Below are 22,425 nucleotides of genomic sequence, written 5' to 3' on the forward strand. Positions count from 1 at the left end.
CTCACCCGGTGGCGCGCACGACAAAACGGCCGGGTCGAGACGACCCGGCCGTCGAACTGTGCAAACTTAGCGGAGCTCGGCTGCGATCAGCTCGCCGCAGCAACCGGAGCGCCGGCGGCCTTCTTGGCGATCGCGCGCTTCAACTCCACCGCCTTCGGCGACAGCTCGGCGTCGGAAGCCTTGAGCAGATAGGCGTCGAGGCCACCGCGATGGTCGACGCTCTTCAGCGCGTTGGTCGAGACCCGCAGCCGCACCGCGCGACCGAGCGCATCCGACAGGAAGGTGACGTTGACCAGATTGGGCAGGAAACGCCGCTTGGTCTTGATGTTCGAATGGCTGACCTTGTGGCCGACCTGGGCACCCTTGGCGGTCAGTTCGCAGCGCCGGGACATGGCGAAAATCCTCTGTCATCCCCCGCCGACCCACCGGCAGGCACGGGGTTTCATCATCCGTCCATTTTCAGGAACCGCGGACGTATAAAAGGGCTGGGCCGCAGCGTCAAGCGACCGCCGCGCCGGAACCCGAAAATGCGCGAATCGACAGCTTTGCCGCAACGAAATGCGGCGTCGCCTGGAGGCCGCGTCGCGCCGGGCGGCGGACATCATATAAACGACGTAATCCGTCACGAAACGAAACGATCGGCCAGGTGCGTGAGTTTGACCATTGGACGGCGTCGCCGACGTCTGGCAGGACATCTTTCGTGAGCACCAGTATCCGCCGCCTTTTTCCCGCGATCCGCCGTGCAGAGACTTTTGCCTGGCCGCTGACCTTCGTCGCCCTTGTGGCGGCCGCCGAACCGGCGGCAGCGCAGGCCACTCTCGACGCCCGCTACGAGGCGTCGCTGGCCGGTATCGAGGTCGGCAAGGGAGCCTGGGTGATTCAGGTCGACGACAATTGGTACTCGGCATCAGCGAGCGGCGCGACATCCGGCGTGATGCAGGCATTTTCCAGCGGACACGGCCGCGGCGAGTCGCAGGGCCGGGTCGTCAACGGCCAGCTGGTGCCGAGCAGCTACACGGCGAGCATCACCGGCGGCAAGAAGACCGAGACCATCCGGATCACGCTCGCCAACGGCAACGTCAAGGATTCCAGCATCGAGCCGGAGCCCCCGCCGGACGACGACCGCATCCCGGTGACCGACGCGCATCGCCGCGGCGTGATCGATCCGATGACCGCATCGTTCCTGCGTGTGCCGGGGACCGGTGATCTTCTCAGCCCGGAGTCCTGCCGGATTTCGACACCGATCTTCGACGGTCGGATGCGCTACGACCTCCGTCTCGAGTACAAGCGCACCGAGACGATCAAGGCCGAAAAAGGCTATCGCGGACCGGCGCTGGTCTGCGCGGTGTATTTCAACCCGGTGTCCGGCTACATTCCGGATCGCGCTGCGATCAAATACCTGATCAAGCAGCGCGACATGGAAGTCTGGCTGGCGCCTATCGCCGGCACCCGTGTCCTGGCGCCCTACAAGCTGAAGATCCCGACGCCGCTCGGCAATGCGGTGCTGGAAGCAACCCAGTTCGTTACCGAGGCGACACCACCGAAATCGGCCTCCCGGGGCCAATAGCGCGTCGCTGCCCGCCCGCTAATTGAATCATGTTGACTCCGGCCGGAATCGCGGAACGCATGAGCCGCGACAGAGCAACCCTGCCCGAGAGGATTTCGGCCTGACTTTTCACCTGATCTTGAGAGCAGAACGACCACCGGCACGACATATTGCGTCCAAAGCGCGAACTGTCGGACGAGTCAGCGATTCGGCCGCGTTTCGTTCCGGACTCGTTCCAGCCTTTAATCGGCGGCTGCTGCGGCGTCGCAATCTGACACAAACCTGACCGCAGCAACGCAGAAATCCAGTTGAAATGCCGAATCTGTACTCTGAGTCGTTTACGAATGGCCGCGCACCCGGCGCCGGCGTCACGGCGGTGCTCGGGCCGACCAACACCGGCAAGACCCATCTGGCGATCGAGCGGATGGTGGCGCATCCGTCCGGGCTGATCGGGCTGCCCCTTCGGCTGCTTGCGCGCGAGGTCTACAACAAGATCGTCGACAAGGTCGGGCCCCAGGCGGTGGCGCTGGTGACCGGCGAGGAAAAGATCAAGCCTGCAAAGCCGCGCTATTGGGTGTCGACCGTCGAGGCGATGCCGCGCGACCTCGACGTGTCGTTTCTGGCTGTCGATGAAATCCAGATCGCCGCCGATCTCGAGCGCGGCCACGTCTTCACCGACCGCATCCTGCGCCGACGCGGTCGCGATGAGACGCTGCTGCTCGGCGCCGCGACGATGCGGCCGATGATCGAGCGGCTGCTGCCCGGAGCCAGCATCGTCACGCGGCCACGGCTGTCACAGCTCGAATATGCCGGCGACCGCAAGCTGACCCGGCAACCGCGCCGGACCGCGATCGTGGCGTTCTCGGCCGACGAGGTCTATGCGATCGCCGAACTGATCAAGCGCCAGCATGGCGGCGCCGCGGTGGTGTTGGGCTCGCTCAGCCCGCGGACCCGCAACGCCCAGGTGGCGATGTTTCAGTCCGGCGACGTCGATTACCTGGTTGCGACCGATGCGGTCGGGATGGGACTCAATCTCGACGTCGACCACGTCGCCTTCGCCTCCGACCGCAAGTTCGACGGCTATCAGTTTCGCCGCCTCACCCCTTCGGAATTCGCGCAGATCGCCGGGCGCGCCGGGCGCGCCACCCGGGACGGCACCTTCGGCACCACTGGGCGCTGCGCGCCGTTCGAGCCCGAACTGGTCAACGCCTTGCAAAACCACAGCTTCGAGCCGGTGAAGATGCTGCAATGGCGCAACGCCGAGCTGGATTTCGCCTCGCTCGGGGCGCTGCAGGTGTCGCTGGCCGAGGCGCCGCGACACGAGGCTCTGACCCGCGCACCGGTCGCTGAGGATCTCCGCGTGCTCGACCACGTTGCCCGCGACGGCGAGGTGCGCGGAATCGCGCAGGGCAAAGGCGCGGTCGAGCGGCTATGGGAAGTCTGTCAGGTCCCCGACTACCGTAAGATCGCACCGGCGGCTCACGCCGAACTGGTGATCACGCTGTACCGGTTTCTGATGCAAAAGGGGCGGATTCCAGATAGCTGGTTCGCCGCCCAGGTCGATCAGGCGGATCGCACCGACGGCGGTATCGACACCCTGTCTGCGCGAATTGCACAAATCCGCACCTGGACCTTCGTGGCCAACCGCCCCGACTGGCTCACCGACCCCGAGCATTGGCAAGAGTTATCGCGCGACGTCGAAAATAAATTGTCAGATGCGTTGCACGAACGGCTCACGGAACGTTTCGTCGATCGCCGGACCAGTGTATTGATGCGCCGCCTGCGGGAAAACACGATGTTGAATACGGAAATTGGCAAGACTGGTGAGGTGATCGTCGAGGGCCACGTGATTGGCCGGCTCGACGGCTTCACCTTTGCGCCCGACGCGGCCGAGGCCGGCTCGGATGCGAAGGCGTTGCAGGCGACGGCGCAGAAGGCGCTGGCCGGCGAAATCGACGCGCGCGCCGAGAAGCTGTCGAACGCGCCGGACGATCAGTTCATCCTCACCTCCGACGGGACCATTCGCTGGACCGGCGATGCGGTGGCGCGGCTGGTCGGCTCCGACGACGTGCTGCGACCGCGACTGCGGATCATTGCGGACGACCGGCTCGCCGGGGCGCCGCGCGAGGCGGTGCAGACCCGCCTCGATCTGTGGCTCAAGACTCACGTCGAGAAAATTCTCGGCCCGCTGTTCGAACTCGCCAAGGCCGAGGACGTCAGCGGCATCGCCCGCGGCATCGCTTTCCAGCTCATCGAATCCCTCGGTGTGATCGAGCGCGCAAAGATCGCCGCCGAAATGAAGGATCTGGACCAGCCGTCACGCGCGACCCTGCGCAAATACGGCGTGCGGTTCGGCGCCTACCACATCTATTTCCCGTCGCTGCTGAAGCCGGCGGCCCGCGCGCTGGCCTCGCTGCTGTGGGCGCAGAAGCAGGACAATGTCGATCTGGCCGCGCTCTCCAGCGCGCAGCATCTGGCCGGCAGCGGCCGTACCTCGTTTCCGGCCGACAAGGCGCTGGATCGTGACGCCTATCGCACGCTCGGCTACCGGCTGTGCGGCGAACGGGCCGTGCGGGTCGACATTCTCGAGCGTCTCGCCGACCTGATCCGCCCCGCTTTGGCGTGGCGCGAAGGCGCCCCCGGCGAGAAGCCGGCCGGCGCGTTCGACGGCCGCAGCTTCGTGGTGACCCAGGCGATGACCTCGCTGACCGGCTCTGCCGGTGAGGACTTTGCGTCGATCCTGCGGGCGCTGGGCTATCGGATGGAAAAGCGTCCGCCGCTGGCCGCTGCCCCCAAGGCTCCGATGCCGGCCGCTTCCGAACCCGCGCAAACCGCCGCCGCGACCGAAATGTCCGCCGAGGATCAGGCGATCCTGGCCGGCGCGATCGCGTTCGAGCCGGGGCCCGCTGCCGAGGCCGACGAGATCGCCGAACCAGCTCCGGTCGTCGACGAATCTCCGTCTGTCGAGGTGCCCGTGGCTGCGGTATCCGAGTCGGCCGGCGACAGTTCGACGGCGGAGACGCCCGAGCAGCAACCCGCCGCAGACGCGGATGCCGTGCGCGAAGTCGCGGCGACTGAAGCCCCGGCGACTGAAGCCCCGGTGACGGAAGCGGCCGATGCCACGGTCGCCGAGGCCGTCTCCGAAACTCCAGGCGCAGAAGCGGAGCCGGCCGCGAAGGCTGAACCGGCACTGATCGAAGTCTGGCGTCCGGGCGGGCGCTCCGACGAGCATCGGCCGCGTCACGATCGTAACCGGCATCGCAATCGCCCGCAGCACAGCGCTCCCGCCGGCGCGACCGAAGGAGAGCCCCCCGAAGCCAAGGGCGACCGCGGTGGCGGGCGTCGTGGCAAGGGCGATTTCCGGCGCGGCCGCGAAGAGGGCGACGGCGGACGTCGCGAAGCCGCCGGTGAAGGCCGGCCGCCGCGAGAGCGATTCAAGGGCCGCGACAAATTCCAGGACAGGCCTCCGGGCGGGCAGAAGGGGGGCCGTGACAATCAGGGCGGCGGCTCGCACCGGCAGGTCCATTCCAGCGCGCCGCGCGAGCGCGACCGGCCGATGGATCCGAATTCGCCGTTCGCCAAGCTCGCCGCGCTGAAGGAACAACTCACCGCCGGCCGCAAGGACTAACGTCCGCCGGTACAGCCGATGGTTCAGGCTTGGAGCGTCAGCGTCTCGACAAATGGCTGTGGCATGCCCGCGTGGTGCGTGCGCGCAGCAGCGCCGCGGCCCTGATCGAACGCGGTCACGTGCGCATCAACGGCGTGCGCGAGACCTCCCCGGGACACGGCATCAAAACCGGCGACGTACTGACGATTGCGCTGGATCGTGGCGTGAGAGTGCTGAAGGTGGTTGGATTCGTTGAGCGCCGCGGCAACGCCGAGTCGGTCACTGGACTTTATGCCGATCTCGGAGTGCCCCGCGAATAGGCATCTTCACTTGCGGCTGCGGGGCTCCTGCGGTACGCAAACACTCAAAATTAGAACCGTTCCGGAGCGTTGGGATGACTTACGTCGTCACTGAAAACTGCATCAAGTGCAAATACACCGACTGCGTTGAAGTCTGCCCCGTGGATTGTTTCTACGAGGGCGAGAACATGCTGGTCATCCATCCGGACGAATGCATCGACTGCGGCGTGTGCGAGCCGGAATGCCCGGCGGAAGCGATCAAGCCGGATACCGAGCCGGGCCTCGAAAAGTGGCTCGAACTGAACTCAGAATACGCCAAGACTTGGCCCAACCTGACGCAGAAGAAGGACGCGCCTGCGGACGCCAAGGAATTCGACGGTCAGGCCGGCAAGTTCGACAAGTACTTCTCGTCGGAGCCGGGTTCGGGCGACTGAGCCGAAGGCCGCGCGGGGCCGGCCCTGCCGGCCAGTCAGCTTAACCCTGTTGACGACTTGCACCCCGGGCGACAGGCCCGCTTGGGTTGGAATCGTCATAAATCATTGATTTTTGCGGGAAATGTGCTATATTTAGCACATTCGTCAACTCCGGCGTGCCGTTTTGCAGCCGGGAAGGGTTCCCCGTCAAAAGCAACGAACAGGGGCGTGGCGGTTCCACGCGCAGGCTGTGTCACAGAAAACGCGTAAAACGAGTGTTTCTTCCAAGGGTGCGAAGCGTGCATCCGCGGCCAGCCGCGGAGCCACAAAGAGCCGATCCAAGGCTCCTGTCAAGGACACCCGGACAGCCGCCAAAGCGACCGCCGCAAAGGCTTCTGTTTCCAAGACCCAGACCAAGGCAAGCGCCAGCAAGGCCAGCGCCGCCAAACACGCTACCGCCAAGGGGTCTGCTGCGAAGGCTTCGGCCTCCAAAGCTCGGGCCTTCAAGTCCTCGAAAACCAAAAGAAGTGAAATGCCAACCAAGTCTGCGAAAACTGCCGCGAAGCCGACTGCCTCCAAGCCCGCCGCAACCAAGCCGGCGGCAAAGCCGGCCAAGGCTGCCGTCGCGCCCAAGGCTGCGGTCACGCCCAAGGCCGAGGTGAAGACCGAGGTGAAGACGCCGGTGGTCGCCAAGGCGCCGGCCAAACCGGAGGTCAAGCAGCCGGCGGCCCCGGTGCAGGCTCGGGTCGAGGAGCCGAAGAAGGCCGTGACTCAACGGCAGGGGTTCAAGGCCAACGAGTTCGTGGTCTATCCGGCGCACGGTGTCGGCCAGATCCTGGCGATAGAGGAACAGGAGATCGCGGGAGCCAAGCTCGAGCTGTTCGTCATCAACTTCATCAAGGACAAGATGACGCTGCGGGTGCCCACCGCGAAGGTCGGCAATGTCGGCATGCGCAAGCTGTCCGATCCGGCGCTGGTGAAGAAAGCGCTGGAGACGCTGAAGGGCCGCGCCCGCGTCAAGCGCACGATGTGGTCGCGCCGTGCTCAGGAATACGAAGCGAAGATCAACTCCGGCGACATCGTCGCGATCGCCGAGGTGGTCCGCGACCTGTACCGTTCGGAATCGCAGCCGGAGCAGTCCTACAGCGAACGGCAGCTCTATGAGGCCGCGCTCGACCGGCTGTCGCGTGAGATCGCGGTGGTGCAGCACATCACTGAGACCGAAGCCGTCAAGGAGGTCGAGAGCCAGCTCGCCAAGAGCCCGCGCCGCGGCGCCAAGGCCGAAGCGGAGAGCGACGCCGAGACCGAGTCCGATCTCGACGGCGATTCCGACGACGAGGCGGTCACCGACGAGGCCGCGTAAGCGCCGCCCGGCACACAATCTGTTAAAAGGCCCGGCTGTGATCAGCCGGGCCTTTTTTGCTGCCTGTGATCTCGAAGATGAGCTTCCCCGGACAAGGCTTCACCTCGCCCGACGTCCTCGGCGCGGTCATCGCCAGGCGGCAGCCGAAAGCGAGTAAGCCTCAGTCGACGACGATTTTCACCAGCTCGCGCGGCTTGACCTGGGCCTGCGCATCCAGGCCGTTCAGTACCCGGAATCGCTCCAGCGGGCGGTCGACCCCGGACATCCGGTGTGACAGCGATTCCACGGTGTCACCGGGCTGCACGGTGATCACCTTGATGCGCAGCGGCCGCGCCGCCTGGATTTCGTCGAGCGACAATCGCCTGAACGAATTCACCGTGTCGCGCGCATTGCGGTCGCTTTCCGCCGTGCGCTGCCGGGTCGCGAAGATGAAGCGATAGACGTCGCTGCCGAACCGCAGCGCATACACCCGGAACTGCCACTGCTCGCCCCGCGCCGTCACCGATGCGACCGGGAAGCCGTTGACGCTGGATTCCTCGGTCGAGCTCTTGTCGACGTTCTCCATCCAGCCCGAATTGAGATAGTCGGCAAGCGATTGCTCCGCCGGCACCCGGACCACGTCGAACCGCATCGCCTGGTTGCCGCCCTCACGCAGCCCGATCACCGCCTGCGCGGTGTTGTCGAGCGTGAACGAGTCCGGCACCTGGAAGGTGAAGCCGAGCTTCGGATGCAGGAACCGCCGGCCGCGGACGAAGCCTTCGCTGGGATCCTCGCCATAGACGATGTTGTCGATCGCATTGAGATAGGCTTCGCGGTCGCGCTCGCCGCGTTCGCCGCGCCAGCCGCCTTGCGGCGCGGTGTATTGCCGCGCGTTGTTCTGTGCATTGGTCACCCGCTCCGGGGTCGCCGGGTGCGACGACAGGAAGTCGCTGCGGCCGTCGCTGGCGCCGCGGTTGGCTTTCAGAGCCGCGTTGCGCTCCATCGCCGTGAGGAACCGGGCCGAGCCGTAGGGATCGAACTGCGCCCGCGCCGAAATCCCGATGCCGATGCCGTCGGCTTCCAGCTCCTGCTGCCGCGAGAAGCTCGCCATCGACAGCTTGGTCTTGGCCAGAGCCAGCGCGGTCAACCCAGGATCGTTGCCCATGTCGGTGACGACGCGGGCGACCAGCGCGGCCTGCCGCGCCTGATCCTCTCGGATGGCGGCGTGCTTGGCGAGCACATGGGCCATTTCGTGCGACAGCACCGACGACAATTCGGAGGTGTCGGTGGCGAGTGCGATCAGGCCGCGGGTGACATAGAGCTGACCGGTCGGCAGCGCGAAGGCATTGACCGCGCCGGAATTGAGGATCGTCACCTTGTAGGTCAAATCCGGCCGATCGGATGCAGCGACCAGCCGGCCGACGATGCCGGAGATCAGTCCCTCCAGTTTGGGATCGTCATAAGCGCCCCCATAGGTCGCCAGGATGCGCTCGTGCTCGCGCTCCGCTGCTGGCGACTGCACTGCGGGACGGGGCGGCTTGGCCGGGGTGCCGGTGGCGATCGCGCCGGTCTCGAACCTGCTCGGATCGCCGCACCCGGCCAACGTCAGCGCAGCGCCCAGCAGCAGCCACGCCACCATCGGGCGGCGGCCCTGTCGGAAGTTGCGCCGTGCTGCACCCCAATTCACGCCGATGCTCTCTTCCGGGCCCTCAATCCCCGCCCGTTCGTTCGATCTGCCCCACCGCGCGCGCCGCGATGCTCGCCCCGGCCCGCCTCTCGATCCAGCCGCGAACCCGAATCCGCTGCCCAGTCAGTGACTTGGGCGAAAGCCCAGCGGCTTCGAAGACCCCCACCATGCGCCTTGAAATAGTCACCGCAAAGCCGCGAGTCCAGCGACCGGCAAGGTTGAGATAGACCGTCGAACCGACCTCCCGCACCGATGTGACCTTGCCCTCCACGATGGTGAACCGCCCGATCCGGGACAAGATATCGCCGGAATTTGCGGCGTTTTTTATGACGTCCAGCGCCACCCAGACGCCGGCAGCGGCCATCCGTCCAGCCTCCTCCGCGGCACGCAACTGCTGAAGACATTCGGCACTTGTGGCTCCGATGCCGACCAATGCGTGGCCGCCAGCCAGCAAACGGGCCTGCACCAGCTCTCCGCCTTGCTTCAGCACCACGTAGGCCGGCTGGCGGCCGTAACGATCGGGCATGTCGTCGGCACCGTGCAGCACGACGCGGTGCCCGAGTGCGGCAGCCCGGAGGTACGCGGCCCCGGCCTCGCGCTGCTCGGCGACCGGCTCGAGGCCGGCGAGCCGAACCTCACGACCGTCCGCCAGCCGCAGCGTTCTGGCGTCGACCACCTCGGTCACCACACCGTCGCCCTGCACCGGCAGGTCGGCACATTCGCCGGCATCTGCCGGAATGGGCGTCATCACGATCGCGCCCGCGCTGATCGCCGCGAGCGACCACCTGCTGTTTCGTGGAGATGACGCCACCGAGACCTCCGCGCTGATTCGCGTCGCCGCAGATCCGCGAGCGTAGCGCGACCCGGGAGAGCGACGGCACCGAAAACGACGGCACGGCTCGGCAATTCCGAACGTCGGTGTTCCGAAACGCCCCCGATCGACCTGCCGCCGCGGCGACGGCGGCAGGTCGTGCCGTAGCAACACGCCGCACATCGCGCAGCATCGCGCGCGTTTCGAACATCAACTACCCGTTCGCGACAGATCGTTGCGACGTGTAGTAACGACTTGCCGTACGCCAGCAGTTCATTCCACTCGCCGGAAAAACCGCTTGGCTTGCCGCACAGCGGGCGATGCGGCATGATCGCGCGCAATCATCAGAAGCGCCGCGATCAGAATCGGCGCTCGCCAGGGAGGATGTCTTGAAGCCATTCCGCACAACGCTGCTTGCATGTCTGTCGATCGCCGCAATCACCGCCGCGAACGCGCAATCACAGCCGCCGCTCAAACTCGGCGCGATCCTCGACATGTCGGGCCTGTATGCCGACATCACCGGAACGGGCAGCGAGACGGCGGCCAAGATGGCGGTGGAGGATTTCGGCGGCACGGTGCTGGGGCGTAAGGTCGAGATCATCGCCGCCGACCATCTCAACAAGGCCGATCTGTCCGCCAACATCGCCCGCGACATGCTCGACAATCAGGGCGTCGAAGCGATCATCGACGTCGCCGCCTCGGCGACCGCGCTGGCGGCCGCCGAGATCGCCAAGGCACGCAACAAGATCATCATGTTCTCCGGCCCGGGTTCTATCCGGCTCAGCAACGAAGCCTGCGGCCCCTACACGGTGCACTACGTGTTCGACACCTTCGCCCAGGCCAACACCACCGGTCTTGCCGCGGTGAAGCAGGGCCTCGACACCTGGTTCTTCCTGTCGGCCGACTATGCGTTCGGACAGGATCTCGAGCGCGACACCACCAACGTCATCAAGGCGTCGGGCGGCAAGGTGCTGGGCAGCGTCAAGCATCCGCTCAACACCTCCGACTTCTCCTCGTTCCTGCTGCAGGCGCAAAGCTCGAAGGCCAAGGTGATTGGCCTCGCCAATGCCGGCGGCGACACCATCAACGCGATCAAGCAGGCAGCCGAATTCGGCATTACCAAGGGCGGCCAGAAGATCTCGCCGCTGCTCGCCTTCATCTCCGACATCGACAGCGTGGGGCTGGAAACCTCGCAAGGCCTGATCCTGGCGGAAGCGTTCTATTGGGATCTCAACGACGAGACCCGCGCCTTCTCCAAGCGCTTCATGGAGCGTACCAAGCGGATGCCGACCTCGGCGCAGGCGGGCCTGTACTCCGAAACGATGCACTATCTGCAGGCGGTCAAGGCGGCCGGCACCACCGATGCGGCTGCGGTGACCAAGAAGATGAAAGAGATGCCGATCAACGACTTCTTCGCCAAGAACGGCAAGATCCGTGAGGACGGCCGGATGGTGCACGACATGTACCTGTTCGAGGTCAAGAAGCCGTCGGAATCCAAAGGCCGCTGGGATTACTACAAGCTGCTCGCGACCGTGCCGGGCGATCAGGCGTTCCAGCCGCTGTCGGAATCGCGCTGCCCGCTGGTGAAGAAGTAACACACGACAGCGCTCTCACCCTGAGGAGCCCGGCGTAGCCCGAAGGGCAGCCAGGCGTCTCGAAGGGCGAGGGATGTTCATCCTCATGGTTCGAGACGGCGCTACGCGCCTCCTCACCATGAGGGTGCGGGTGGTCGGCTCGGGTTCGATGACCAAAAGAACAACAACAGGGAAACGTTCAATGATCGACATCGTCCTGCAAGATCTCGACCGCGGGCTGCTGACCATCACGATGAACCGTCCCGAGCGGCGCAACGCGCTCAATCAGGACATGATCCGCGGCCTGGTCGAGGCGGCGCATCGCGCCAAGGACGATCCGGAGGTCCGCGCGGTGCTGCTCAAGGGCGCCGGCGGCACGTTCTGCGTCGGCGGCGACGTCAAGTCGATGGCCGCGGCCGGCGACCCGCCGCCGCTGGAGCAGAAGGTCGCGAACCTGCGCCGCGGCATGGAAGTGTCGCGCATCCTGCATCAGATGCCGAAGCCGGTGGTGGCGCAGATCGACGGCGCGGCGGCCGGAGCAGGCCTGTCGATGGCGCTGGCCTGCGATCTGCGGGTGGCGGGCGCGTCCGCCAAGATCACCACCGCCTTCGCCAAGGTCGGCCTGTCCGGCGATTTCGGCGGCACGTATTTCCTGACGCAGCTGATCGGCGCCGCGAAGGCGCGGGAGCTGTATCTCACCTCGCCGGTGCTGACCGCCGAACAGGCGCAGGCGCTCGGCATCGTCAGCCGCGTGGTGCCCGACGCCGAGGTCGAGTCCGCCACTCGCGAGCTTGCGCTGTCGCTGGCGCAGGGCCCGACTGTGACGCTCGGCTACATCAAGACCAACATCAACAACGCCGAGAGCCTGTCGCTCGAAGCCTGCTTCGATGCCGAAGCGCTGCATCACTCGCGCTGCGCCGAGACCGCCGACCACAAGGAAGCCGCAAGCGCCTTCGTCGAGAAGCGCGCGCCGGCGTTCCAGGGACGCTGATGATGGCGCCGTTTCTTCGCCTGCGCCAGATCTGCCTCGTCACCGAGCCGATCGAACCCGCAGCGTCGCAGATCGCCGCGATTCTCGGATTGAACATCTGTTACCGCGATCCCCATGTCGGCAAATACGGCCTGGAGAACGTGCTGCTGCCAGTCGACACCACGCTGCTCGAAATCGTCGCGCCGACCCAGCCGGGCACCGCAGCCGGGCGTTTCCTGGAGAAGACCGGCGGCCGCGGCGGCTACATGGCGATCTTTTGTTGCGACGATCCGGACGCCCGCGGCCGCCACGCCGCCACGCTCGGCGTGCGCACCGCCAATGTGATCGACCATGCGCCGTATCACGGCGTGCAACTCCACCCGCGCGACTGCCGCGGTGCCTTCATCGAGCTCAACCACACTGCAGGCAGCGACAACATTCGCGGCCCCTACCCGCCTGCGGGCCCCGACTGGGCCAAGGCGATCCGCACCGACACCACGCAGGCGCTCGTTGCTGTCGAGATGCAGAGCCCGGATCCGGCCGATCTCGCCACGCATTGGGGACGGATTCTCGAACTGCCGGTGAGCTCTGCTGCAGACGGCGCGTCGGAGCTGAAGCTGCCGAACGCGAGCTTCCGATTCGTGCAGGGTGTCAACGAAGCGATGACCGCGCTGACGTTCAAGGTGATGGACGCGGAGAAGGTCCGCGAGGCGGCGAAGGCGCAGGGTGTGAGCTGCACTGCCGACGGGTTCAGCCTCGCCGGCGTCACGTTCAAGCTCACGAGCTAACCGCGAGTCATTCCGGGGCGCTCGCGTAGCGAGCGAACCCGGAATCTCGCAGTTGTGGAAACGATGGAGTCGCAGAACACTCCGGGATTCCGGGTTCACGCGCTGCGCGCGTGCCCCGGAATGACGAACGCAGAGGTGATGAGTTGTGGCTCACCGCCCCTTGAAATGCGCCGCGCGGCGTTCCTCGGTGGCTTTGACGCCTTCCTTGAAGTCTTCGGTGGCGCGCAGGCGGGTCTGTTCGGCGAGCTCGTGCTTGGTCGCCTGCATCACCCGGTCGGCCAGGCCGGCGCGCATGGTGGCGCGGGTCGAGAGCAGGCCGAGCGGCGAGCATTCGGCGATCTCGCGCGCCAGCTTCAGCGCACCGCTGCGCACTTCGTTGATCGGCACCAGCACGTTGGCGAGACCCATCTGCACCGCCTCTTCGCCGGTGACGCGGCGCGAGGTGTAGAACATCAGTTCGGCATTGTTCTTGCCGATCAGCTCCGGCAGCGTCACGGTGAGGCCGAAGCCGGGATGAAAGCCGAGTTTGGTGAAGTTCGCCGAGAACCGCGCCTCCGCGCAGGTGACGCGGAAATCCGCCGACACCGCGAGGCCGAGTCCGCCGCCGATCGCGGCACCATGTACGGCGGCGACGATCGGCTTCTTGGCACGGAAGATCCGCACCGCCTCGTAATACAGATGGCCGATCTCGCCGAGGCTGTCGGCCGGATCGCCCTTCGCAGCCGCCGGGTCGGCTTCCTGCCGCGCCGGATCGCCGAAATTGGCGCCGGCGCAGAACGCCTTGCCCTGCGCCGCCAGCACGGTGGCGCGTAGCTGCGGATCGGCATCGATCTCGTCCAGCGCATCGGCGATCTGCCGAATCAGCGAGATGTCGAAGAAGTTCAGCGGCGGCCGCTGAATCTCGATGGTGGCGACGTGGCCGGTCTTTTCGACCGCGATATCGGTGTAGCTGCTCATGATTGATCCTCGATCGTTCGATGCGCGCCGGCGTCAGCGCAGGCCGAGCCCGCGGGCGATGATGCCGCGCAGCACCTCGGTGGTGCCGCCCTGGATGGTGAGCTTCGGCGCCAGCTTGGTGGCAAAAGCCGTGAGCTCGTCGAGTGTGGCATGATTCGAGGCTTCGCCGTCGACGAAGGCGGCGAGTTCGCGAACTCGGTGCGGTAATTGTTGCTCCCAGATCGTGCCGATGTCCTTGACGATCGAGGCTTCCACCACCGGCTCCTTGCCGGCCTGCAGCATGCCGGCGACAGACACCGACATCCGCCGCATGGTGTGCAGCTGCGCCACCAGCCGGCCGATGCCCTCGGCGCCGCGCGTATCCGGATCGGGGCCGAGTGCGCGCACCAGTTCGGTGAGCACGTAGTAGGTCTCGAGAAAGCGCTCCGGCCCCGACCGCTCGTAGGCGAGTTCGGACGTCGCCTGCTTCCAGGCGCCGTCGACCTCGCCGAGCAGATGATCGTCCGGTACGAACACGTCGGTGAACACCACCTCGTTGAATTCGTATTGTCCGGTGATCTGCGCGATCGGGTTCACCTTGATGCCGGGCGACTTCATGTCGACCAGGAACTGGGTCAGGCCGTGACGGCGATTTTCCTTGGTCGGCGGCGAAGTGCGGAAGATCGCGATCATGTAGTCGGCGATGTGCGCCGAAGTCGTCCAGATCTTCGAGCCGTTGATCAGATAGCCGCCGTCGGTCTTGGTCGCCTTGGTCTTGGCGGCGAACAGGTCGGAGCCGGAATTCGGCTCGCTCATGCCGATCGCGAAGCACAACTCCCCACGGCAGATCCGCGGGAGAATGTCCATCTTGATGTGCTCGGGCGCGTATTTCAGCAGCACCGGGCCGCTCTGGCGGTCGGCCACGAAGAACCGCCGGGTCGGCGCATTGGCGATGCGCATTTCTTCGGTGACGACGTAGCGTTCCAGGAAGGTGCGCTCGTGGCCGCCGTATTTTTTGGGCCAGGTCATGCCGAGCCAGCCACGCTCGCCGACACGGCGGGAGAATTCAGGCGCGTCGGAATCTTCGCGCTGCGGCTTGTGCGGATCGAAGGTGCCGGCGGCGATCTCTTCGGCGAGGAAAGCGCGGACTTCCTTGCGCAGTTCTTCGCAGACGGGCGGCAGGCGGATCGGATCGAAACGGAGGGCGGCGGTCATCGCATAATCTCGCTACGTTGATGCGGTCAGCGCGAGGCGACCAGCGGCCACAAATCGTCGGCGCCGCGCTTGGCCACCATACGGCCGAGCTCGACCGCCCAATGGCTCTCATTGCCGAAATCGTCGCGCCAGGCGAGCGCACGCAGGCTGAACCGATGCAGGACGTGCTCGGCGGTGAAGCCGATCGCGCCGTGCACCTGATGGGCGATCGCCGCGCCTTTCTCGGCCGCTTCGGCGCAGCGGATTTTTGCAGCCGCAGCTTCGAGCAACACCGCGTCGTCGAACGCTTCCGCGCTGCTGATCGCGTCGGCGGCGGAGGTCGCCGCCGCCAGCGCGGCGGAAGTCTCACCGGCGAGCTTCGCCAGATTATGCTGCACCGCCTGGAATTTGCCGATCTTCTTTTCGAACGCGACGCGCTCGTTGGCGTAAGTCACGCTGCGGTCGAGCAGCGTTTCCAGCGCGCCGGCGATCTGCAGGCTGCGCGCAACGGCGCCCATCAGCATCAACGAGGTCTGATCGAGGCCTTCAGGCGCGGACGCCGTGGCGATCGGCGTGACCTTGTCGAAGGTGACGACGTCCGACGCATCGCCGCCGACGCCGAGACCTCTGTCGATCCGGCAGGCCGGCGCCTGCACCAGCGCGATCGTCGCGCCGGCGGCGCTCTGCGCCAGCACCGCGATGTGCTGCGCGGCTTGCGCGAACGGCACGCCGCGCGCACGGCCGGACAACCTGCCGTCGGCGTCCAGCGTGATGCGATCTTTCGGATGAGCCGGCGCGATCGTCATCGCGCCTTCGGGCGCTAAAATCTTGCCCTGCGCCAGCAGCCAGCCGGCCAGCATGGTTTCAGCGAGCGGCACGGCGAGGCCAGCACGGCCGGCGGCGTTGAGCACGCCGAATCCTTCGGCGAGGCTGGCGCCGGAGCCGCCGAACTCATCCGGCACCCAGGACAGTGGCAGCCCGGATTCACTCAGCGCCTGCCACAGCGGCGCCTTCCAGGTCTCGGCTTTGTCGGCGTTGATGGTTCGCGCATCGGCGAGGTCGGCGAAGATCTTCTCCGCGGTCTCGACGACGATGTTGTCGGTCTCCGTCACGGCGTTTCCCGGTTGCGCACTCAGCTCCCGGCGGATCGCCTCGCATGCGTGCTGGTCTTGTTGTTGCGCGGCATGATGCGGAAAAGCGGAAACGAACACAAGCGCGGCCGGCACGGGGCGGACTGCGCGCCTGACATGGTCGAACCTCCTGTGACAACAGGCTTATTCCACATCGCGGGCTTTGCCGGGTTGCCCTCGATGGCGCAACCGATATGGTGGCGGCAACGCGGCGAAGCCGGTTCGATGCAGAGGGAGTGAAGATGTCAGACGGACTGAACGTGATCGTCACCGGGTCGGCCTCCGGCCTGGGCGCCGCCACCGCCAAGATCCTGGCGAAGGACGGTGCACGGCTGGTGATCAACTACGCATCGAGCAAGGACGACGCCGAGGCGACGGCCGAGGACTGCCGCAAGCTCGGCGCAGCCGACGTGATCGTGGTGCAGGGAGACGTTTCCAAGGACGACGACTGCAAGCGCATCGTCGAGGCCGCGGCGCCTTGGGGCAGGCTCGACGCGCTGGTCAACAATGCCGGCACCACCAAGCACGTCGCGCATCATCTGCTCGATCAATTGTCGGCCGACGATTTCCAGCGCATCTACGCGATCAACGCCATCGGCCCGTACCAGATGGTCCGCGCCGCGCGCGAGCTGCTCGTCGCCGGCGCCAAGGCGGCCGGCCGCGCTTCGGCCGTGGTCAACGTCTCGTCGGTCGCCGGCATCAGCGGCATCGGCTCGTCGATCGCCTATGCGGCCAGCAAGGGCGCGCTCAACACCATGACGCTGTCGCTGTCGCGCGCGCTGGCGCCGAACATCCGGGTCAACGCGATCTGTCCCGGCTACATCGACACGCCCTGGTTCACCAAGGGCCGCGGCGCCGAGGAAGCCAAGCAGGTGCGTGACATGGTGGTGTCGCGCGTGCCGCTGAAGATCGCCTCGACCGCCGAAGACATCGCCGAACTGGTATGCTTCCTGGCGACCCCGAAATCGGCCAGCATGACCGGCGAACTGGTGCGAATGGATGCCGGCATGCATCTGGCCGGGTGAGACCGCCGCGACACGAAACCACGGCGGCCCGGAATGCCGGGCCGCTTCGCATCAGCAAGGATCAAACATCAGCGCGGATCGGACGGGTAGCGGTTGCCGGGATCGGAGATCATCCGCCGGGCCACCAGCCTGTTCCAGATGAACAGCACCGCCACCGCGCCGATCGTCGCGGTGATGAAGCCGGCGCCCTGATTGGGGCCGTAATGCCCGATCATCTGCCCGACCGCGGTGGCGAGAAAAGCGCCGGCGATGCCGAGCACCGTTGTGAGAACGAACCCTTGCGGGTTGTTCGGCCCAGGCGACAGCACCCGTGCGATGATGCCGGCGACGAAGCCGACCACCAGGATCCAGATCAATCCGCTCATGTCAGGGTCCTTTCCGACCAGCAGGCTTCATCGAACGTGCATGCGGACAATTCGATCGTCGCCGATCAGATCCAGCGCGAGGCTTCGTCGTCGGTCGGCAGCCGCCCGTCCGGCGTGAGCCGATCGACCACGTCCGGCAGATAGCGGCTGAGACCGTCGAGCAACTCGTCGCGCGACATCCCGGTCTGGCGGGTCATCGCGTCGATCTGATCGGCGCCCAGCGCGCTGGCGAGGTCGTTCGGTCCGATCTCTTGGTTCGGGCCACGGCCGACCCAGGAGTCGGCGGCGTCGCCGAGCCCATTGTTCTGAAGCTGCCGCAGCAGATCGCCGAGCCCGCCCGACAGCACGCTGCCGGCCGCGCCGCCGAGCACGAGACCGCCGAGGCCGCCTTTGAGGAAATCGCCCCAGCCACCACCGGTGTTTTCCGGAGGGGGCGCAGGCATCGGACGCGTCTGATTGGCAGGCGCGGTCTGCGGCTGCCCGCTGGTCATGTGCTTATACGCCTTCCACGCCAGCAGCGCGAGAATCGCCATGGTGAACTTGGACATGCCGCCGCTTTTGTCCTGCGGATCGGCGGGACCGCGCGGGCCGTTCTGCATGCCGTTGAGGATGTCGAGCAAACCCATCGAGGCCTCCCATGTGGTGCCGGCGCGGCGCCGCTGCGGCGCGGTGCTCTCGGTCGGCAACACAACGTAGGAAGGGCTGATGGAGTTTCCAAGGCGGACCCGGCGGTCGCACCGAATCCGAAAACCGTACCGGTCGCTCAGCTGGTGATGCGCGCGTCGGCGACGGCTTTCTTGAACAGCGCGTTCATCGCATCGGCGATGCCCTGGGTGGGGCTGACTTCGAAGTAGAAGCCCGGCGACGCGCAGGTTTCCATGTTCTGCGCGATCTCGCTGTTCGGCGACGGACCGTAGGGACCGGCGTTGAACGGCGCGATCCACTTCTTGTACCAGTCGTTGCTCGGCAGGTTGAGATAGGTGGTGTACAGCACCGCGACCTTGACGCCACGGTCCTTCAAGGTCTTGCACAACTTCGGATTGATCGGCGACTGGCAGCGGTTGCCGGTCTTGGGCTTGAGGCAACTCGGATTGTATTCGTCAGCGACGCCGTCCGAGACGAAGAACAGGTATTTCAACGGCGAACCCGCCGCCCCGGTTCCAGGATTGGTGATCAGTTTGTCGATCGCCGGCAGGATCGTGGTGTACTGGGTGTCCTGATCGTTGTTGTCGTTCTGCCCCTTCACGGTCATCAGATCGATCGCCCCGGCGGCGGTCTTGGCGCTCGACAGGCTGGCCGACAGCGAGAACAGATTGCGCAGACCCGCGGTCTGCGCCGAGGCGCCGAAATCGTAAATCGCCATCCGGAACTGATTGGAATAGGTCGCAGTGGCGGCGGCGGTGTCCATCAACTGCTCGGTGGCGCTGCGCAGCACGTCGATCCGGGTGGTAATGCCCAGCGTCTTGGCGAGCTTGTAGTAGTTGTTGCTGTTGTTGAGGTCGTGGCAGGCGAAGGCGCAATGGTCGTCCGACGATTTGTTGGCGGTCGCGGCCACCATCGCGGCGACGTCGGTCGGTGTGGCGCCGACGCCCATCGACGGCGAATTGTCGAGCAGCAGATAGAAATCGATGTATTTCGGCATGCTGGCGGTGGCGGTCGAGACACCGCCGACCGTCATATTCGAGATGCCGGCCGCCTTCATGAACATGGTGGAGACCTGCGCCGAGAACGTCACCTTCGACGTCACGGCTTCTCCGCTCTTGCTGACTGTCGCAACCACGCTGCCGAGCGTGTAGCCGGTCAGGTTCGCGAGATTTCCGTTGAAGATCCGCAGCGCGTCCTCGGTACCGGAGGTGATCACGCCGTCGCCGGACATCGAGCCCGCAGCGATATAGGCCGGCGACGTCCGCGACACGGCACCGACCGAGGCGGCGTCCGCAGCCGCCTGCAGCTTGCTGCGCAGGGCATTGGCGCGGCTGTAGTCGACCGCAGAACCGACCGCCGCGATCAGCGGGGCCAGCACGATCGCGAACATGATCGCGACGTTGCCGCGGCAATTGCGGCCGAAACGGGCAACGGATTTTGCAAACGCCATGGGAAGCGCCCGGCTGACACAATGGCCGGAGCCTAGCCCGAGCTGCCTAAGCAAGACTTAAGCGGGAACCCGAAATCCCAGACGAGCGGCCGGTTCGGTCCGGACCCGCGCCGGAAATGCGACACCGCCGCCGTCCGACTTCCGGGTAGCGATCGGGCCGCCGCTCTGCTATGGGAGGCTCCTGCTTGCGGCCTTGCCCGCAGCCGGACGGTCCCGTAGCTCAGCCGGATAGAGCGGCGGTTTCCTAAACCGTAGGTCGGATGTTCGAGTCATCCCGGGATCGCCAGCTCACCCGCCAAACCGGCCGGTGAGCGCCATGTCGACCTCTGCAGACAACCGGACGATTACACCCGCACCATCCGCTTGCCACGATTTTCGCCGGCCAGCAGGCCGATCAGCGCGGCGGGGGTGTTCTCCAGGCCGTCGATGACGTCCTCCTGGACCTTGAGCTTGCCGCTGGAGACCCACTCCTGCAGCCTGGCAACCGCCTCGTCGCGCTGATCCATGTAGTCCATCACGATGAAGCCCTGCATGATCAGCCGCTTCACCACGATCAGCCCGGGGATGCCGCGCGGACCGGTGGCCGAGGGGGTGCGGTCGTATTGCGAGACGGCGCCGCAGCAGGCGATCCGGCCCTTCAGGTTCATCTGCGGCAGGCAGGCTTCGAGAATGTCACCGCCGACATTGTCGAAATACACGTCGATGCCGTTCGGCGCCGCCGCGCGCAGCGCCTTGAACAGCGCGCCGTCCTTGTAGTCGACCGCGGCGTCGAAGCCGAGCTCGCTCACCAGCCAGTCGCACTTCTGCTTGCCGCCGGCGATGCCGACGACGCGGCAGCCCTTGATCTTGGCGATTTGCCCGACGATCGAGCCCACTGATCCTGCCGCAGCCGACACCACCACGGTCTCGCCGGCGCGCGGCTTGCCGATGTCGAGCAGCCCGAAGTAAGCGGTCAGGCCGGCGATGCCGTAGACGCTGAGCAGATGCGTCATCGGCTCGACCTTGGGCAGCTTGGCAAGATGCTTGGCCGGCAGCGCCGCGTAGTCCTGCCAGCCGGTGTCGGCGAACACGAGATCGCCCGGCGCCAGTCCCGGCGCCTTCGAACTCACCACTTCGGCGACGCTGCCGCCCGGCATCACGCTGTCGGTCTCGACCGCGGCCCGATAGGTCGCGCCCTGCATCCAGGCACGGTTGGCGGCGTCGAGCGAGATGTAGCGGACCTTGACCAGCGCCTCGCCGTCCTTCGGCTCGGGAATCGGCGATTCCGCCAGACGGAAATGCTCCGGGCCGAGTTTCTCCTTCGGCTTCTCGATCAGCAGGATCTGGCGGTTGACGGTCGCGGTCATGAGCTTCCTTGTTTGTTTGATGGGAATGCGGACGCGACGCGATCTTAGTTGATCCGCGCCGAAAGGAAATCGGCGCGCGCAGGCTGCGCCTTTAAGCCGGCAATGCCTGCATCACGCGGTCGAGCGCCCGGGTGTAGACCTGCTCGGCAAGGTCCGGAAATCGGCGGCTGAGCGATTCGATCATCACGCCGGAGTTGATCTCCAGCACGCGCGGTCCTTGCGCGGTCCACACCACATCGACGGCGCCGAAGCCGAGGCCGATCGCGTCGGCGGCCTCGGCGGCGATCGCCACGCACGCGGTGCGCAGCTCTCCATCGCCGATCAGTTCGGGCTCGGCGCCGAATTCCAGATTGTGGCGCCAGTCGAGCGGGAACTGTGCGCCGGCCGGCACCACCGCATCCAGCGCGGCGTGGCCCGCCGGCAGATTCGCCAGCACGGCGCCGAGCCGGTCCGCCGGCACCGCGTCGAGCAGAAGCTGCAATGCGCTGCGCACGCCATCGCCAGTGATCGCCGGGCGCTTCTTCTCGTAAACCACCAGCGGCACCCGATCGAGCAGGATCACGCGCACCTCGCGGGCGATGTCGAAATACGGCGCGATCGCCAGATTCTGGTTGGCGGCGAAAATCGCGGTCGCGGCGCGCTCGAGCTCCAGCTCGGCGGTCGCCTTGAACACCAGATGGCCGCAGGTGCCTTCGTTCGGCTTCAGCACCAGCCCCGCCGGATCGGCCCGCAGCATCTCCAGCATCGCCGACCAATGGCCGCCGCTCGGCACGTATTTGAAGTGTTCGTGATTCATGAACAGCCGATGCGGAACGCAGGCGATGCCCGCCGCGGCGAGGATGTCGGCAGTCGCCGCCTTGTCGTTGGCCAGGCGATGCGTCACCGAGCTGTTCAGCCCGAAATCGTAACCATAGATGAAGTGCCTGGCGTCGCCTTTGCTCAGCACGATCAGCCAGCCGTCGAGCCCGAGCGTGACGTCGACGCGGTGCGCGTCGCAATAGGCTTTGACGATCCGGACGATCGCGCGATCGGCGTATTGCATCGGAATTCTCGTCAACAGGCTGTGATCGACACGCGCGGCGGGGCCGCCGGGCGCGCTGGGGATCGCTTTGGGGCAGGAAAATGTCAAGCAGGACCCAAAGGCGGCTTTCGCACCGGCTCCATGGGCAATTGCGACGCCATCATGACCGCGTCCAAGGGACTGTCCCGGTTATCGCGTCACAGCGCCCGTGCTATACAGCGCGCCCGATCACGGTGCGCCGCACCGGATTGCCTACTGCTTGGCCGGTCGGACACC

General features: G+C 66.1%; 20 protein-coding genes and 1 tRNA gene. 10 read left to right on the plus strand and 11 right to left on the minus strand.

The window, feature by feature from the left end:
* Positions 1-86 precede the first annotated feature (86 nt).
* The gene (gene rpmB / locus DWA33_RS15365; protein WP_114358948.1) at positions 87-392 is read right to left on the minus strand and encodes a 50S ribosomal protein L28; all 306 of its coding nucleotides are present in this window, start codon (positions 390-392) and stop codon (positions 87-89) included.
* A gap of 341 nt (positions 393-733) precedes the next feature.
* On the opposite strand from rpmB, the gene DWA33_RS15370 reads away from it, so the two are divergent.
* From DWA33_RS15370 to DWA33_RS15395, 5 genes are all read left to right on the plus strand, one after another.
* Entirely contained in the window at positions 734-1,567 is an 834-nt protein-coding gene (locus DWA33_RS15370) for a DUF3108 domain-containing protein (RefSeq protein ID WP_430707900.1), read from the plus strand.
* 292 nt (positions 1,568-1,859) lie between these two features.
* Positions 1,860-5,174 carry a helicase-related protein gene (locus DWA33_RS15375; protein ID WP_114358950.1) on the plus strand — a complete coding sequence of 1,105 codons (3,315 nt, stop codon included), beginning with the start codon at positions 1,860-1,862 and terminating at the stop codon, positions 5,172-5,174.
* Positions 5,175-5,203: 29 nt separating this feature from the next.
* Positions 5,204-5,473 (plus strand): RNA-binding S4 domain-containing protein, encoded by a 270-nt coding sequence (locus tag DWA33_RS15380; RefSeq protein ID WP_114358951.1) that lies wholly within the window; start codon positions 5,204-5,206, stop codon positions 5,471-5,473.
* A 74-nt stretch (positions 5,474-5,547) separates the two neighbouring features.
* Positions 5,548-5,886 (plus strand): ferredoxin FdxA, encoded by a 339-nt coding sequence (fdxA, locus tag DWA33_RS15385; protein ID WP_114358952.1) that lies wholly within the window; start codon positions 5,548-5,550, stop codon positions 5,884-5,886.
* A gap of 229 nt (positions 5,887-6,115) precedes the next feature.
* Positions 6,116-7,228, plus strand: a complete 1,113-nt coding sequence (locus tag DWA33_RS15395; protein ID WP_430707897.1) for a CarD family transcriptional regulator — start codon at positions 6,116-6,118, stop codon at positions 7,226-7,228.
* 160 nt (positions 7,229-7,388) lie between these two features.
* Here the strand turns inward: DWA33_RS15395 and DWA33_RS15400 are convergent, their stop codons facing one another.
* Together DWA33_RS15400 and DWA33_RS15405 are read right to left on the minus strand one after the other, a co-directional pair.
* Positions 7,389-8,846, minus strand: coding sequence for a M48 family metalloprotease (locus tag DWA33_RS15400; protein ID WP_114358955.1), 1,458 nt, complete (start codon positions 8,844-8,846; stop codon positions 7,389-7,391).
* A 70-nt stretch (positions 8,847-8,916) separates the two neighbouring features.
* Complete coding sequence (locus DWA33_RS15405; protein WP_244601313.1) at positions 8,917-9,705, minus strand: thermonuclease family protein; 789 nt, start codon at positions 9,703-9,705, stop codon at positions 8,917-8,919.
* A 389-nt stretch (positions 9,706-10,094) separates the two neighbouring features.
* On the opposite strand from DWA33_RS15405, the gene DWA33_RS15410 reads away from it, so the two are divergent.
* The 3 genes from DWA33_RS15410 to DWA33_RS15420 all read left to right on the plus strand — a co-directional run bounded on the left by DWA33_RS15410 (position 10,095) and on the right by DWA33_RS15420 (position 13,037).
* On the plus strand, positions 10,095-11,300 hold the full coding sequence (locus tag DWA33_RS15410; RefSeq protein WP_114358957.1) for an ABC transporter substrate-binding protein: 1,206 nt from the start codon (positions 10,095-10,097) through the stop codon (positions 11,298-11,300).
* Between the two features lie 181 nt (positions 11,301-11,481).
* On the plus strand, positions 11,482-12,270 hold the full coding sequence (locus tag DWA33_RS15415) for an enoyl-CoA hydratase (RefSeq protein WP_114358958.1): 789 nt from the start codon (positions 11,482-11,484) through the stop codon (positions 12,268-12,270).
* Positions 12,271-12,272: 2 nt separating this feature from the next.
* Complete coding sequence (locus DWA33_RS15420; RefSeq protein ID WP_114359052.1) at positions 12,273-13,037, plus strand: VOC family protein; 765 nt, start codon at positions 12,273-12,275, stop codon at positions 13,035-13,037.
* Positions 13,038-13,187: 150 nt separating this feature from the next.
* Here the strand turns inward: DWA33_RS15420 and DWA33_RS15425 are convergent, their stop codons facing one another.
* Genes DWA33_RS15425 through DWA33_RS15435 form a run of 3 tightly spaced genes read right to left on the minus strand, consistent with a single transcriptional unit; the run spans position 13,188 to position 16,279 of the window.
* Positions 13,188-13,994 (minus strand): enoyl-CoA hydratase/isomerase family protein, encoded by an 807-nt coding sequence (locus DWA33_RS15425; protein ID WP_114358959.1) that lies wholly within the window; start codon positions 13,992-13,994, stop codon positions 13,188-13,190.
* Between the two features lie 33 nt (positions 13,995-14,027).
* Complete coding sequence (locus DWA33_RS15430; RefSeq protein WP_114358960.1) at positions 14,028-15,188, minus strand: acyl-CoA dehydrogenase family protein; 1,161 nt, start codon at positions 15,186-15,188, stop codon at positions 14,028-14,030.
* 26 nt (positions 15,189-15,214) lie between these two features.
* Positions 15,215-16,279, minus strand: a complete 1,065-nt coding sequence (locus DWA33_RS15435; RefSeq protein ID WP_114358961.1) for an acyl-CoA dehydrogenase family protein — start codon at positions 16,277-16,279, stop codon at positions 15,215-15,217.
* A gap of 260 nt (positions 16,280-16,539) precedes the next feature.
* Between DWA33_RS15435 and DWA33_RS15445 the strand changes: the two genes are divergently transcribed.
* Positions 16,540-17,322 carry an SDR family NAD(P)-dependent oxidoreductase gene (locus tag DWA33_RS15445; protein WP_114358963.1) on the plus strand — a complete coding sequence of 261 codons (783 nt, stop codon included), beginning with the start codon at positions 16,540-16,542 and terminating at the stop codon, positions 17,320-17,322.
* A 68-nt stretch (positions 17,323-17,390) separates the two neighbouring features.
* Here DWA33_RS15445 and DWA33_RS15450 read toward each other — a convergent pair whose 3' ends face one another.
* The 3 genes from DWA33_RS15450 to DWA33_RS15460 form a co-directional block, all read right to left on the minus strand.
* The gene (locus DWA33_RS15450; protein ID WP_114358964.1) at positions 17,391-17,687 is read right to left on the minus strand and encodes a GlsB/YeaQ/YmgE family stress response membrane protein; all 297 of its coding nucleotides are present in this window, start codon (positions 17,685-17,687) and stop codon (positions 17,391-17,393) included.
* Between the two features lie 65 nt (positions 17,688-17,752).
* Positions 17,753-18,313 carry a YidB family protein gene (locus DWA33_RS15455; protein ID WP_114359054.1) on the minus strand — a complete coding sequence of 187 codons (561 nt, stop codon included), beginning with the start codon at positions 18,311-18,313 and terminating at the stop codon, positions 17,753-17,755.
* Between the two features lie 137 nt (positions 18,314-18,450).
* Entirely contained in the window at positions 18,451-19,782 is a 1,332-nt protein-coding gene (locus tag DWA33_RS15460; RefSeq protein ID WP_114358965.1) for a TadE/TadG family type IV pilus assembly protein, read from the minus strand.
* Between the two features lie 209 nt (positions 19,783-19,991).
* Here DWA33_RS15460 and DWA33_RS15465 point away from each other — a divergent pair.
* Positions 19,992-20,068, plus strand: a tRNA-Arg gene (locus DWA33_RS15465).
* 58 nt (positions 20,069-20,126) lie between these two features.
* On the opposite strand, the gene DWA33_RS15470 is transcribed toward DWA33_RS15465, so the two are convergent.
* Positions 20,127-21,128, minus strand: coding sequence for an NADP-dependent oxidoreductase (locus tag DWA33_RS15470; protein WP_114358966.1), 1,002 nt, complete (start codon positions 21,126-21,128; stop codon positions 20,127-20,129).
* A 91-nt stretch (positions 21,129-21,219) separates the two neighbouring features.
* On the minus strand, positions 21,220-22,170 hold the full coding sequence (locus DWA33_RS15475; protein WP_114358967.1) for an ATP-grasp domain-containing protein: 951 nt from the start codon (positions 22,168-22,170) through the stop codon (positions 21,220-21,222).
* Positions 22,171-22,425 lie beyond the last annotated feature (255 nt).

It is taken from the genome of Rhodopseudomonas pentothenatexigens (genome assembly GCF_900218015.1).
GTDB classification, from domain to species: domain Bacteria; phylum Pseudomonadota; class Alphaproteobacteria; order Rhizobiales; family Xanthobacteraceae; genus Rhodopseudomonas; species Rhodopseudomonas pentothenatexigens.